The organism is Bradyrhizobium sp. Kon10, assembly GCF_055807395.1.
The window spans coordinates 43,935-56,279 of the sequence record NZ_JBVVOZ010000040.1 but is presented as its reverse complement, the minus strand read 5'-3'; the positions used below and the strand labels follow the sequence as shown (position 1 = coordinate 56,279).

The 12,345-nt window shown below is 62.9% G+C and carries 15 protein-coding genes; 7 read left to right on the top strand and 8 right to left on the bottom strand.

The window, feature by feature from the left end; translation table 11 throughout:
* The first annotated feature begins 237 nt into the window (after nucleotides 1–237).
* Entirely contained in the window at nucleotides 238–555 is a 318-nt protein-coding gene (locus AC0L2O_RS32420) for a hypothetical protein (protein ID WP_409188301.1), read from the top strand.
* Nucleotides 556–568: 13 nt separating this feature from the next.
* Here the strand turns inward: AC0L2O_RS32420 and AC0L2O_RS32415 are convergent, their stop codons facing one another.
* The 7 genes from AC0L2O_RS32415 to AC0L2O_RS32385 form a co-directional block, all read right to left on the bottom strand.
* Nucleotides 569–1,027 carry a hypothetical protein gene (locus AC0L2O_RS32415; protein ID WP_473372629.1) on the bottom strand — a complete coding sequence of 153 codons (459 nt, stop codon included), beginning with the start codon at nucleotides 1,025–1,027 and terminating at the stop codon, nucleotides 569–571.
* A gap of 133 nt (nucleotides 1,028–1,160) precedes the next feature.
* Nucleotides 1,161–1,451, bottom strand: a complete 291-nt coding sequence (locus AC0L2O_RS32410) for a hypothetical protein (RefSeq protein ID WP_409188299.1) — start codon at nucleotides 1,449–1,451, stop codon at nucleotides 1,161–1,163.
* A gap of 20 nt (nucleotides 1,452–1,471) precedes the next feature.
* On the bottom strand, nucleotides 1,472–1,810 hold the full coding sequence (locus tag AC0L2O_RS32405) for a curlin (RefSeq protein ID WP_409188298.1): 339 nt from the start codon (nucleotides 1,808–1,810) through the stop codon (nucleotides 1,472–1,474).
* Between the two features lie 183 nt (nucleotides 1,811–1,993).
* The gene (locus AC0L2O_RS32400; protein ID WP_473372628.1) at nucleotides 1,994–2,404 is read right to left on the bottom strand and encodes a curlin; all 411 of its coding nucleotides are present in this window, start codon (nucleotides 2,402–2,404) and stop codon (nucleotides 1,994–1,996) included.
* Between the two features lie 17 nt (nucleotides 2,405–2,421).
* Nucleotides 2,422–2,814: a curlin gene (locus AC0L2O_RS32395; protein ID WP_473372627.1), complete on the bottom strand. Its 393-nt coding sequence runs from the start codon at nucleotides 2,812–2,814 to the stop codon at nucleotides 2,422–2,424.
* Nucleotides 2,815–2,936: 122 nt separating this feature from the next.
* Nucleotides 2,937–3,338, bottom strand: a complete 402-nt coding sequence (locus AC0L2O_RS32390) for a curlin subunit CsgB (protein ID WP_369723172.1) — start codon at nucleotides 3,336–3,338, stop codon at nucleotides 2,937–2,939.
* A 134-nt stretch (nucleotides 3,339–3,472) separates the two neighbouring features.
* Complete coding sequence (locus AC0L2O_RS32385) at nucleotides 3,473–4,108, bottom strand: response regulator transcription factor (RefSeq protein ID WP_369723171.1); 636 nt, start codon at nucleotides 4,106–4,108, stop codon at nucleotides 3,473–3,475.
* A 622-nt stretch (nucleotides 4,109–4,730) separates the two neighbouring features.
* On the opposite strand from AC0L2O_RS32385, the gene AC0L2O_RS32380 reads away from it, so the two are divergent.
* The 5 genes from AC0L2O_RS32380 (at nucleotide 4,731) to AC0L2O_RS32360 (ending at nucleotide 10,631) form a co-directional block, all read left to right on the top strand.
* Nucleotides 4,731–6,158 carry an efflux RND transporter periplasmic adaptor subunit gene (locus AC0L2O_RS32380; protein ID WP_473372626.1) on the top strand — a complete coding sequence of 476 codons (1,428 nt, stop codon included), beginning with the start codon at nucleotides 4,731–4,733 and terminating at the stop codon, nucleotides 6,156–6,158.
* Nucleotides 6,155–6,880 carry an ABC transporter ATP-binding protein gene (locus AC0L2O_RS32375; protein ID WP_369723169.1) on the top strand — a complete coding sequence of 242 codons (726 nt, stop codon included), beginning with the start codon at nucleotides 6,155–6,157 and terminating at the stop codon, nucleotides 6,878–6,880. Before AC0L2O_RS32380 ends, AC0L2O_RS32375 begins: the two co-directional genes overlap by 4 nt.
* Complete coding sequence (locus tag AC0L2O_RS32370) at nucleotides 6,877–8,100, top strand: ABC transporter permease (protein ID WP_473372625.1); 1,224 nt, start codon at nucleotides 6,877–6,879, stop codon at nucleotides 8,098–8,100. The genes AC0L2O_RS32375 and AC0L2O_RS32370 overlap by 4 nt, the downstream gene beginning before the upstream one ends.
* 51 nt (nucleotides 8,101–8,151) lie before the next feature.
* A complete protein-coding gene (locus AC0L2O_RS32365) occupies nucleotides 8,152–8,469 on the top strand; it encodes a response regulator transcription factor (RefSeq protein WP_409188294.1) in 318 nt (105 codons plus the stop codon).
* A 296-nt stretch (nucleotides 8,470–8,765) separates the two neighbouring features.
* Nucleotides 8,766–10,631: an alkaline phosphatase family protein gene (locus AC0L2O_RS32360; RefSeq protein ID WP_473372624.1), complete on the top strand. Its 1,866-nt coding sequence runs from the start codon at nucleotides 8,766–8,768 to the stop codon at nucleotides 10,629–10,631.
* 41 nt (nucleotides 10,632–10,672) lie between these two features.
* Here the strand turns inward: AC0L2O_RS32360 and AC0L2O_RS32355 are convergent, their stop codons facing one another.
* A complete protein-coding gene (locus AC0L2O_RS32355) occupies nucleotides 10,673–11,245 on the bottom strand; it encodes a hypothetical protein (RefSeq protein ID WP_473372623.1) in 573 nt (190 codons plus the stop codon).
* 381 nt (nucleotides 11,246–11,626) lie between these two features.
* Between AC0L2O_RS32355 and AC0L2O_RS32350 the strand changes: the two genes are divergently transcribed.
* Nucleotides 11,627–12,286 carry a peroxiredoxin gene (locus AC0L2O_RS32350; RefSeq protein WP_409188293.1) on the top strand — a complete coding sequence of 220 codons (660 nt, stop codon included), beginning with the start codon at nucleotides 11,627–11,629 and terminating at the stop codon, nucleotides 12,284–12,286.
* Nucleotides 12,287–12,345: the final 59 nt, after the last annotated feature.

The following is a 12,345-nucleotide window of genomic DNA, read 5'->3' as shown; positions in this document are numbered from 1 at the left end:
ATCTTGGCTTCCGTCAAACGCTTCTGTCACAAAGCCCAGCAAACTTTATGTGGCGAACTTTAGATTCGCGTGACTAGGACTCGGCCAGCCCGACTGGAACTATTGTAATCTGTTTCACATGGCCGCGGCCGCCCAACGTGTAGGGGTGAGGATCCCTGCTTTGCGGGGCCGGCTCGAAGACCCTTTGCACGACGTCTTTTTTTCGCCAATCGCTGTTTTCATTGAAGTGAGGATTTCATGACCGAAGCCAGAACCAGGGTCCGCCCTCCTCGGCACACTGCAGGCGATCTGGCGCGCCCCGCGCTCGCGACGGCGCTGCTGCTTGCCGTCGTGGCGGCGTTCGGGCTGCACACGCTGTTGATCTCGGGTCCCGCGATGCGCGAGAGCGCTGAGGCGGAGCTGGCACGGGTCATTGCGGACGAGGATCGTGATGTCTGCGGACAGTTCGGCTTGCGCCCGGATACCAAACCATTTGAGGCCTGCAGCCGCGAGCTAGCGACGGTCAGGCGCAAGCAGTCCGACCGCGACCACGCCGCCGCGGCAGGAATTCTCTAACAAAGCACGCCGCTCAATAGCAACGCATGACGTTGACGGTGTGCTCGCCGCCGCCGCGGCCAGGCACCGTCACGGACTCCGTCGGACAGCTCGGCACATAGGGCCGGTCGGACGGCACGACATTCGGCGGGAAGCGGTGAGCCCAGTCCCAGGGAACGTCATAGGTGTAGGTGTAGCGCACCTCGTTGGAGACCGGCTGCCCGGCATTGGCGAAAGGATCGCTGTAGGTCGCGCCGTCGTAGACGAAACCGCCGCCACCGGCCCAGTAAACCCAAGGATTATTGAAGCCATTGTTGCGGCCGCGGAACCGCGCTCCCGGCGCGATCGGCGGACGTGCTGCGGCCGGTGGCGCGGCAGCGGCCACGACGCCATGCGGGGCACCACCGGGTCTTGCAAAACTGTCGCTGGAAGCAAGGAGCAGCGCGGCTGCGCTGAGCGAGGCGAGCAACGCCCCATATGGTCTGGACATCATGATACGCACCAACTCGTTTGGCTTCGCGATACTGCTCCCCATTGCACGCTAGGCCGGCCCATCGCCCGCCCGCAAATGTATAATTAATTATTGGTTAAGGCGCAGGATTAACGGGGCGCGGGGCTGGGGCGCGTCAGCGGCCCTGCTGTTTCCGGAGCCAATCCAGCATGTCCTGCGCATTGCCCGTGCCCTGTGACACGATCGCGGTATTGCCGCCGCTGCGGCGATAGACGGTGGTGCGGCCGGGCTCCTTGTCGACCTTGACCTCGGCCTGCGCCGGATCGCCGCTTTGTGTGATGACGGCCGTTCCGTTTTCGTCCTGGACCACGGTGGTGTGGCCGTCGCCGGCCTCCCCGGCCCCGGCCGGTGTCATCGCAATCGCGGTCATGAGGCCCATTCCGGATGCGAGCAGGAGGAATTTCATCTCATACCTCATTGCCTTGATCATCGTGCGAACTGGAATATGGCCAGCCAGTTGAAGCGTCCGAACTGCCTGACCGCTCCCGTGTTCATGTCACCGACCTGAAGCAGCAATGCATTGGTCGAGGTGCCGACCTGGGTGATATCCGCAATGTTGCTCACGCCGGACTGGCCGATCAGCGCATTGGTGGTGCCGCCGACCTGAATGACATCGACATAGTTGCGCGTCCCATTCTGCACAACGGTCGCATCGACGGTGCCCGTCCCGATCTCGATTACCCGCGCGATATTGATGCTGCTGTTCTCGACGATCGTGACCGGCTGCGGATTATTGCCGAACTCCACCACCGTCTCGATGCTCACGTTCCCGTTGGTCTGGGAGTGCGCGAATCCGCCAATAGGCGGCCTTGGCCTGGATCCCGCGGATGCCTCTGACGCAACGCTGATGGCGGCCGACAACGTCACCAGTGCCAAGAGCCCGCTACTATATCTCATCGCCTTGCCCCATCAACACTTCACACCCCGACGACGGCGAGGTCGCGTCTCTCACGGACTTTTCTGGATCACCGTCGATGAGTTCACCGCGCCGAATTGCGCGATGGTCCCCGTGTTCATCGTGCCGAGCTGGGACACGAGGCTCGTCGCCGACTGGCCGGTCTGGCCGACGAAGGCAATATTGTTCACGCCTGCCTGCCCGACCGAGGTCGAATTCGTTCCGCCGAATTGCAGGATTCCGGTGGCGTTGTTGGTGCCGTTCTGCACGACCGTCGCGCTGGTGCTGCCGCCGATCATGAACACACCTGCGGCATTGAGCTGGCTGTTCTGGTTCAGCACGACGGGCGGGCCGCCGATCGACACGATGGTTTTGATATCGGCGGTCTGTGCATCCGCCGATCCTGCGCCTGCACAACCGAGCGCGAGAAACGCAACGCAGGCGAGCCCTGGAATATGTTTCATGACATGCCTCGCCGGGATTACGGAGCCTGCTGGAGAATCGTCGAGCCGTTCAGGATACCGAGCTGGGCGACGCCGGCCGCATTGTTCGCGCCGATCTGCCCGATCAAGCTCGTGTTGGAGCCGCCGGCCTGGCCGGTCAGCGCCGTGTTGGTCGCGGTCGCCGTGGTGCCGCCCTGCCCGATCACCGAATTGTTGACGGTGGCGAGCGAGCCGATCTGCAAGGTCGTCGCGGTGTTGGTTGCACCGAACTGCAACGTCGTGGCGCTGTTGCTGGTCCCGCCGCTCTGGGAGATGAAGGAGTTGTTGGTTGCGCCGAATTGCAACACGCTGGCCGAGTTGCCGGCCTGGGCATCGACAGCGGTCATCAAGCTGATTGCGACGGCTGTCGCGACAATAAATTTGGTTCTCATGTCATTTTCCTCCGCGAAAGCCGGCGAGCGACGCCTCATTGGGTCGACCGGCCCGATTGCGGTGCTTTCGAGAATGGCCCGGACGCGCCGCGCTGTGGCGCGCCCGGCCAAACGGGGCTGGTTCAGTGCGCCGTCTGCGAGACGGTGCTGGAGTTGACGCCGAAGGCGCTGATCTGCGCGATGCCGGCGGCATTGTTCTGGAGGGCAGCAGGCCCGAACGAATTCTGGGTGACGGAGCTGCCGTTGTTGCCGAAGGCCACCTGGCCAGTGCTCGACGAGTTCTGGATGCCAATCTGGTTCACCGTGCTGGCGTTGTTGAGCGAGGGCGAGCTTGCGCCCTGCATCGTGGTCTGACCGTTCAGGAGGCCGACCTGCGTGGTGGACGAGCTGTCATTGGTGAGCCCGTTCTGCGTGGTGCTCGAACCATTGACGATGCCGAGCTGTACCGTGGTCGAGGTGTTGGCGGCCTGCGCCGCGGAAGACAGAGCGAACACGGCAACGGAAGCGAGGAGAAATTTGCGCATGGAGTAATCCCTTTCTGTTCAAGTGATCTGACCAAGTTAAAGATGCCGGTCTTGGAGGAGGTCGACATCGTGGGATCACTCTGAACCGATCGCGGACTGCGCGACAGACTGCAGTTCATGCTAATCGGTACGGACTAGACGTTGTGCGGCATCTCGCGACCCATGCTGTCGATCAACCTCACCACTTCGATCGGCGAACGCAGCTCGAGCTTTCGCATCATCCTGGCGCGATGGACCTTGGCGGTCACCTCGCTGACCCCGAGTCTTGCCGCGATCTGCTTGGCGACGAGTCCTTCCGCCATCAGCAGCATGATCTCCCGTTCTCGGGCGGTCAGAGTTTCGACGCGCTGACGGGCCTCGCGCACCGAGTCTTCGCGCTCCATCCGTCTGCGATCGCGCTCGATACCGTGCCTGATAGCATCGAGGATCTCCTGTTCACGGAAGGGTTTCGGCAGAAATTCGACGGCGCCGCGCTTCATTGCCTCGACGGTGATACGGACGTCCGAATGGCCGCTGATGAAGACGATCGGGATCGGCACGCCCGATTCAGCGAGCCTGCGTTGAAGCTCGATCCCGGTCGGCGACGTGCCGGGAAAGCGGACGTCGAGCACGAGGCATGACGGTCCGCCGGAAAGACTCTCGGTGAGGAACTCGTCCGTCGAGGCGAAAAGCCTCACCTGATGTCCCGTCTCCTCGCAAAGGCTGCCAAGCGCGTTTCTTATCTGGATTTCGTCGTCAACAACATAAACTGTGGCTTGATTTGAACTCATAGCAATACGCTCCCGGACTTGGCGCTCGATGTTCCAGCAACGAGCCAACCATTGTTCTTGCAAGCGGTAACAAGGTGCTTGAGTGCATCGGCGAGAACAGAGTCGAGTCGCGTCGCGACGACTCGCCGATGTGAGGTCTTACGGCGGGCACGCGCCCAAGACGAGTGAATGCGTTCACATATCGGGCTTCGTGATCTGAAAGACTTGACGCCGCCGACCGCGGAACCATGGCGAGGCGCCGTATCACGAATGTGGCGATCCGGAATGCGGTGATCAGGCGTTGCGGCCGAGATATCGCCAGCTGCGTCATGGCATCGCTACTCATGCGCCGACTTGAACGCCGACGGGCAGCCGATTGGGCCAGACCAGACGGGACGTTCAGTGAGCTTGTCGAGTTCGATACCGCGCGCATGTTTTTGATACGGCGAGTATGGGTTGTGCGCAAGTCACGAAAAGTCGCAACCGTTGGTTTTACTTCTGGATCATGGAGAGCACCCGACCGTCGCACTATCAATGACGACATATCCTCGAGACAGCGGCATTAGCTCGGGCTGAATACAACCATTGCGCGAGTGTTCTACGTTTCCGCCAGCATAGTTATTTCAAGAAGGCGGCTTTTGATATGCGATTTGTGCCAGTCATTGTGCTGTTTGGAACTGCATGCGGCCTCGCCGCCATCTATGGCGCGGTACCGGACCTCGTCGCGGGCGCGGCCGGAAGCGCCGCGGACGGCGCCAGCCGTGCCTATCGGTCGACGAAGCAGTTCCTGAAGCCTGGCGGCGAAACCCCGACCTTCGGCTCGGATGCGCCCCTGTTCCGCTACGCCGCAATTCAGCGCGGCAGCATTGAACAATCCGTGACCGTCACGGGTGCCCTGCAACCCGTCAAGACCATCGAGGTCGGCTCGCAACTGTCCGGGCAGCTCGCCAGGGTCTATGTCGATTTCAACGATAGCGTCAGCAAGGACCAGCCGCTTGCGTTGATTGATCCCCGCAGCTTCGCAGCCAAGGTCGACGAAGCCAAGGCCGCGCTGGCGGTCGCCGACTCCTTCGTCGACATCGAGCGGGCCAAGCTCGATCGTGCCAGAATAGACCTGCAAAACGCCAAGGGCAGCAGGGACGTACTCGCAGCCAAGCTCGACAGCGCTCAGGCAGTCAAAGCGTCGGCGCAGAAGACCCTGCAACGCAAGCTGGCACTCCAGTCGCAAAACGTCGTGGCGACGTCGACGGTCGACGACGCCCAGACGGAGTTCACCGCGCGCATGGCCCAGGAGCGCGAGGCCGAGATCCTCATGTCCCTGAATGCCTACGCCGTCGACGGCGCGCAGGCCGACGTCCGCCGGATCGAGGCCGAGCTGGACCAGGCCCGAATGGCGGTGCCGGAGAAGGCCGCGGTCCTTGCGGCGGCCCAGGCAGATCTCGACCGCACCGTGATCCGCTCGCCGATCGACGGGGTCGTGGTCGGCAGGTTCGTCAACGAAGGCCAGACGCTGGCGGTCGGCCTGGAGTCCCGCACCACCTTCGTGGTCGCCCATCGCCTGGAAGACATGGAAATCCACGCACAGGTCGACGAAGCGGATATCGGGCGCATCGCTGCCGGCCAGCGGGCGCACTTCACGGTGGACGCCTACCCCGACCGCCGCTTCGAAGCGGTGGTGCGCCAGGTGCGCAAGGCGCCGCAGAATCAGCAGCACGTGGTCACCTACACCGTCGTGCTGGCGACCTCCAATCTCGACGGCGCGCTGCTCCCCGGAATGACTGCCCTGGTCAAGATCGTGATCGAGCAGCAGGACAACGTGCTGAAAGTGCCGCTGGCCGCGCTGCGCTTCCAGCCCTCGGGCGCGCGGGCAGACACGGCTCCTGGGCGCAGCGGCGTCTGGGTGCGCACCGCCAATGGCGCGCTTCAGCGTATCCCCGTGACCGTCGGTGCCGCGGGCACCGAACAGGTCGCGCTCAAGAGCGGAGAGCTCGTCGAGGGCAGCCAGGTCGCCGTCGGACAGGCGATCCGGCCGGCCGGCATGGAATTTCTCGGCATCAGGTTCGGATCATGACAGCGCTCCCGCCCCTCATCAGCCTCCGATCCGTAGGCAGGACTTACCGCACGGGCGGCGTCGCGGTGACGGCGGTGCGCAATGTCAGCTTCGACATCGAGCCGGGCGAGATCCTCGCCGTGATGGGACCTTCGGGGTCCGGCAAGTCTACGCTGATGAACATGATCGGCCTGCTCGATCTTCCGAGCGAGGGCGCGATCTATCTCGAGGGCGCCAACGTCGCCGAGCTCTCGGAAGACCGCAGGTCGACCTTGCGCGCCCGCAGCATCGGCTTCGTGTTCCAGTCCTACAATTTGCTCGCGCGCCACAACGCGATCGAGAACGTCGCCCTGCCGCTGGTCTATTGCGGCGTGGGCCACAAGGAGCGCCTTGCCCGCGCCGAACAGAGCCTTGAAGCAGTGGGCATGCTGCACCGGGCGCATCATTTCCCGCGACAGCTGTCGGGCGGCGAGCAGCAGCGCGTCGCGATCGCGCGCGCGTTGATCGCCTCCCCGCTGATCGTGCTCGCCGACGAGCCAACCGGCGCACTCGACAGTCGCACCGGTGCCGAGATCCTGGCGCTGTTCGCCGCGCTCAACCAGACCGGCCAGACCATCGTGATGATCACGCACGATCCGGCCATCGCAACCCGGTGCCGGCGCACCATCCGCCTGCACGACGGCGAACTCGTCAGCGACGAGACGCAAGCCCCGGTGGTGCCGAAGCGGAGCGTTGTGTCATGACGATGCTCCAGGGGTTCCAGATCGCTCTGCACGCCTTGCGCCTCAATCCGTTGCGCAGCTTCCTCACCATGCTCGGCATCGTGATCGGCGTCGCATCGATCGTGACGGTTTTCGCGATCGGCGCCGGCGCGCAACTGCGTCTCCAGGAGCAGATACGCTCGATCGGGGCCAACGTGCTGATGATCACGCCTGGCGCGGTCTATCAGGGTGGCGTGCGTCTGAAGGAAGGCACCAAGCTGACGATGACCGAAAGTGACGTACAGGCGATCATCGAGCAAATTCCGGAGATCCAGGCCGCGGCCGGCTCGATCGCAGGAACGGCTCAAATCATCCACGAGAGCAAGAACTGGAACACGACGATCAATGGCACGACGACCGGGCACTTCATGGTGCGCGACTGGCAGCTCGCGTCCGGACGCTACTTTTCCAGCGCCGAAGAGGCCGCCGCCGGAAAAGTCGTGATCCTCGGAAGCACGGTCGCCAGCGAACTGTTCGCGCCGGGCGATGATCCCATCGGCGCACAGATCAGGATCATGAAGGTCCCGCTCGAGGTGGTCGGCGTGCTCGATCGCAAGGGACCGGCCCAGGATGATGTCGCGTTCGTCCCCCTCACCACGGCCAAGCTGCGCTTCCTTGGCAGCGCGAGCAACATCAACCGGGATTCGGTCGCCTACATCATTGCGAAGGTGGCCGCCGACGGTCAGATGACCGGGGCGAGATCCGAGATCGAGAACCTGCTGCGGCAGCGGCATCGGATCGCCGCCGGCCAGGAGGACGACTTCAAGGTCCAGGATCCAGCCGCCGCCATGGAAGCGCAGCAGGGCGCGATCCGGACCGTGGCGCTCCTGCTCGTCGCGATCGCATCGATCTCGCTGCTTGTCGGCGGCATCAGCATCATGAATGTCATGATCGTGTCAGTGACCGAGCGCACCCGGGAAATCGGCATCCGCCGCGCGCTCGGAGGACGGATGCGGGACATCCGTCTCCAGTTTCTCTGTGAAGCACTCGTGCTCTGCCTCCTCGGCGGCGCCATCGGCGTTCTCGGCGGCGTCACGCTCTCGATGACGGTCGCGCGCATGGCCGGGTGGATCACCTCAATCGACAGTGAAGCAATTGCCCTGGCCCTCGCCTTCTCGATCGCGACCGGCCTCCTGTTTGGTTTCTATCCCGCACATAAGGCGTCCAAGCTCAGTCCAATCGAGGCGCTCAAGACGGAGTGAGAACGGCCGGGATGGCCACACCATCAAACCAACACCAGGGAGGAGCCAGTCATGAGCCCGGATCCAAAAGACTTGATCAGACCGACGCCGCGCGAGCGCGAGCTGATGATGCTCATCGCGCGCGGATTGCAGAATAAGAACATCGCCTTCGAGCTCAATATCTCCGAGAACACGGTGCGGGCGCATATCGGCAACATCATGCGCAAATACCGCCTTCATAACCGAACCCAGATCGCCATCATCTTCGCGCTCCAGGCGGCGCCGCGTTCGCTACGGCGCGATCTTGCCAATTCCAAAGGCGATCCGGTGACAGCGAAGCCCGGGCCAGTGCCTACCCAAGATCCACGAGTGCTCACCGCGCCAGAGTGACCGCCAGCCTCATGCCTTGATTGACGATACCAACAAGCAAAAATTTTCTAGCGATTTGAATTTGGAAATCTGGTTTCGACGATTCGTTCCGCTGAGAGGCGGCCTAACCGCGCCGCGCAACGATCCACTGCTTCACCCTGGGAGCACTCACGAGACCATGGCAACAAGGTCGCTCTCCCTGCACCTGTTGCATGGCCGGTGGCTCTTGTAACTAAACTGTCATTTAGCCAAACTAAACGAAGGCGGCGGTCGGGGTCGGCCGCCAAGCCGCCTCATTGCAGGCAGGGAGAGATTTGATGCGCCGCTCACTGGTGTTGCTGTCCGCCGGACTGACAGTTTTGTCCACCGGACTTCCTAGCGGGCTTGCCTCCGCCCAGAACAACACCCCGCGCAACCTGATCCTGTTCATCCCTGACGGGTTGCGCGCGCTGAAGATCACGCCCGAAACGGCACCGGCGATGGCCGAGGTCCGCGACAAGGGCGTCAACTTCAAGAATTCGCATTCGCTGTTCCCGACGTTCACCATGGCCAATGGCTCGGCGATGTCGACCGGCCACTATCTCGGCGACACCGGCGTGTTCTCCAACACGATCTGGACCAACTACACATCCGTCCCGGCCGGCGACACCGTGGTCCCCTTCATCGAGAACGACGCGGTGCTCGGCGACATCGACGAGCATTTCAAGGGCGACTATCTCAATGAGGACACGATCCTGAAGCTGGCCCGAGACAAGGGCTTCAGCACCGCCGCGCTGGGCAAGCATGGTCCGACCTATCAATGGGATCACACCGACCGAGCCGACAAGCCCGGCCTGCATTCGGTCGTGTTCGACGATGCCACCGGGGGTAAGAATGGGGTACCGCTCTCGGACGAGGTGAAGGCGGCGCTGACCAACGCCGGGCTGCCTGTTGCCGCTCCGTCACGTGGCGACAATGCCAAGGCGGGCGATGCCAAGACGCCGGGCACCACGGTCGCCAACGTTAGGCAGCAGGCCTATTTCGCCGATGTCGCCACCAAGGTCGTGCTGCCGATGTTCAAGGCCCGCAACAAGCCGTTCGTCCTCGTGTTCTGGTCGCGCGATCCCGACGGCAGCCAGCACAACACCGGCGACAGCCTGAACCACATCCTGCCGGGCATCAACGGCCCGACCTCGATGGCCGGTATCAAGAACGCCGACAACAACCTCGCCCAGCTCCGCAAGGCACTGGACGAGCTTGGGCTTGCCGCCAATACCAACATCATGGTCCAGGCCGACCACGGATTCTCGACCATTTCCAAGGAGAGCAAGACCAGCCCCTCGGCGAAGGTCAGCTATGACGATACGCCGAAGGACTTCTTGCCCATGGGCTTCGTCGCTCTCGATCTGGCCAAGGCGCTCGACCTGCCGCTGTTCGACCCTAACGACAAGAACGCGGCCGTCACGGGCAATGCGCATCCAAAGGCCGGCAATGGCGTGCTCGGCAAGGATCCGGCCAAGCCCGAGCTCGTCGTCGCCACCAATGGCGGCTCGGACCTGATCTATCTGCCGAACAAGGACAAGAAACTGGCGGCGAAGACCATCAAGGCGCTGCTCGACCAGGACTACGTCTCCGGCGTGTTTGTCGACGATTCACTTGGCCGCTTCCCCGGCACGCTGCCGCTGTCGAGCATCAATCTGCGCGGCAAGGCGGCGACGCCGACGCCGGCGATCGTCGTCAATTTCCGCTCCTATGCCAGCGATTGCGGCGAGGCGCCGACCAACTGCTCGGTCGAGGTCGCCGACACCGTGCTGCGGCAGGGCCAGGGCATGCATGGCAGCTTCAGCCGCGGCGATACCTTCAACTTCATGGCTGCGATCGGACCGGACTTCAAAGCCGGCTTCGTCGACGAGTTGCCGGTCAGCAATGCCGATGTCGGCATGACCGCCGCCCAGCTGCTTGGCCTGCGCGGCTCGCACAATGGCGGCCTGGTCGGCCGGGTGATGTCGGAAGCGCTGCCGAACGGGATCGTGCCGAAGGCCTACAAGGCCGTCGAGAAATCAAAGATGTCCGAAAACGGACTTCAGACCGTGCTCAACCTCCAGCGCGTCGGCAGCCAGCGCTATTTCGATGCTGCCGGCTTCCCTGGCCGCACGCTGGGACTTGAGCCGAACGCCGGCAAACAAAAAACGGCGGGGAAATAACCCCGCCGCTGTCTCGCGCGCTAAAATCTCAGGCGCGAATTTTACATGCCAATGTCGAACACGTTCGGCAACTGGCCCGCCAGAGGCAGCGCGGTGGCGCCCAGGAAGGTCGCCACCATCGCCATCAGGCGACGGTTGTTGTGGCGCTTGCCGCGCATCTGGCCGGCAATCCACTCCAGCATCTCGCTGTTGACTTTGGACGCATAGGACGGCGCCCAGCTTTCGATGTCGGACTCGGCCGAGAGCGCGACGCTGCGTGGCGGCACCTTGAGGCCCGAGGCGCTCGCGGCGTAGTGAGCCACCGCCTTGGCCAGGAGGTCATCGAACCGGCCGCCGTCGGTGCGCTCGGTCGCGGCCTCGTTGATCTCGAACAGCGCCTCGGCCTCGCCGCGGCTGACCGGCTGGTCGTTGACGGCCGCGGCCGTCAGGATGCGCGCGCACCAGGCGGTATCATCGGCATCGATGGAGCGGGAAAAGTGCACCCGGCCCTTGGTGGTCGGGCCTTCGCCCGTGATCACGCCGTCGCGCACGACGGAGAGTGCATGAGCTGCGGTATCGCGGCAGGACGGTTCGAGGGACGGCGACTCAACTGGCTTAGGCAGTACGGCAGACATAGTTCACTTCCAGATTTCTTCTGATCGACCAGCATTTTCATGCGGGCGTAAAGGGGTGGTTAATGATTCGATACGGGGATCGCGACTTTTCTCAATGGTTGCCAATTGGTCGCTGTCAGGACCATTTTGGTTCCATCAAACGTCGGGCGAGCGTGATGCGGGTCATAAAAGGCTTTATCGGGGCAATCGAGACCGTGTGGCTCTGGTGGAGGTGTTTCGCCGCAGGCGCTGCCGTAGCACGAAGGTGCTAGGAAATCGGCGTTTCAGGGAAGGAATTCACATTTTACTTGAAGCAGTTCACTTGCGATCGCCCAGACCCTATACTGGCCATCACGGTCCGACACAGATTCCGCAGCAAATCCAATACGATGAGGTAGAACCATGACACTTCCGATCGGCGCCACCGCCCCAGACTTCGAAGCCGAGACAACCGAAGGGAAGATCAAGTTCCACGATTGGATCGGCAACAGCTGGGCGCTGTTGTTTTCGCACCCCAAGGACTTCACGCCAGTTTGTACGACCGAGCTCGGCGCGCTCGCCAAGCTGAAGCCGGAATTCGACAAGCGCGGCGTCAAGCTGATGGGCCTCTCGGTCGATCCGGTCGACCGCCATTCGAAATGGTCGGAGGACATCAAGGAGACCCAAGGTGCCGCCCCCAACTACCCGATGATCGGCGACACCGATTACAACGTCTCCAAGCTGTACGGCATGCTGCCGGCCGCGATCTCGGGCGATCCCCTCACCCGCACCGCCGCCGACAACCAGACCGTCCGCAACGTCTTCATCATCGGGCCGGACAAGAAGATCAAGCTGGTGCTGGTCTATCCGATGACAACGGGCCGCAACTTCCAGGAAATTCTGCGCGTCATCGATTCGCTCCAGCTCACCGCCAAGCATCGCGTCGCAACCCCGGCCGACTGGTCGCAGGGCGACGATGTGATCATCGCGGGCTCGGTCTCCAACGACGAGGCCAAGACGATCTATCCGCAGGGCTGGAAAGAGCCGAAGCCGTACATCCGGATCGTGCCGCAGCCCAAATAACGGCCAAAAGTGACGGCTCACGCCGTCAACCGGTCTGCCAGCAACAGACCCGCGGTCGA

Bases quoted from the DNA above. Each gene is read 5' to 3' on its own strand.
- AC0L2O_RS32365 (WP_409188294.1), top strand. From the start codon at position 8,152: ATGAGCCCGGATCCAAAAGACTTGATCAGACCGACGCCGCGCGAGCGC.
- AC0L2O_RS32415 (WP_473372629.1), bottom strand. From the start codon at position 1,027: ATGATGTCCAGACCATATGGGGCGTTGCTCGCCTCGCTCAGCGCAGCC.
- AC0L2O_RS32370 (WP_473372625.1), top strand. From the start codon at position 6,877: ATGACGATGCTCCAGGGGTTCCAGATCGCTCTGCACGCCTTGCGCCTC.
- AC0L2O_RS32420 (WP_409188301.1), top strand. From the start codon at position 238: ATGACCGAAGCCAGAACCAGGGTCCGCCCTCCTCGGCACACTGCAGGC.
- AC0L2O_RS32355 (WP_473372623.1), bottom strand. From the start codon at position 11,245: ATGTCTGCCGTACTGCCTAAGCCAGTTGAGTCGCCGTCCCTCGAACCG.
- AC0L2O_RS32360 (WP_473372624.1), top strand. From the start codon at position 8,766: ATGCGCCGCTCACTGGTGTTGCTGTCCGCCGGACTGACAGTTTTGTCC.
- AC0L2O_RS32390 (WP_369723172.1), bottom strand. From the start codon at position 3,338: ATGCGCAAATTTCTCCTCGCTTCCGTTGCCGTGTTCGCTCTGTCTTCC.
- AC0L2O_RS32350 (WP_409188293.1), top strand. From the start codon at position 11,627: ATGACACTTCCGATCGGCGCCACCGCCCCAGACTTCGAAGCCGAGACA.
- AC0L2O_RS32375 (WP_369723169.1), top strand. From the start codon at position 6,155: ATGACAGCGCTCCCGCCCCTCATCAGCCTCCGATCCGTAGGCAGGACT.
- AC0L2O_RS32410 (WP_409188299.1), bottom strand. From the start codon at position 1,451: ATGAAATTCCTCCTGCTCGCATCCGGAATGGGCCTCATGACCGCGATT.
- AC0L2O_RS32385 (WP_369723171.1), bottom strand. From the start codon at position 4,108: ATGAGTTCAAATCAAGCCACAGTTTATGTTGTTGACGACGAAATCCAG.
- AC0L2O_RS32395 (WP_473372627.1), bottom strand. From the start codon at position 2,814: ATGAGAACCAAATTTATTGTCGCGACAGCCGTCGCAATCAGCTTGATG.
- AC0L2O_RS32380 (WP_473372626.1), top strand. From the start codon at position 4,731: ATGCGATTTGTGCCAGTCATTGTGCTGTTTGGAACTGCATGCGGCCTC.
- AC0L2O_RS32400 (WP_473372628.1), bottom strand. From the start codon at position 2,404: ATGAAACATATTCCAGGGCTCGCCTGCGTTGCGTTTCTCGCGCTCGGT.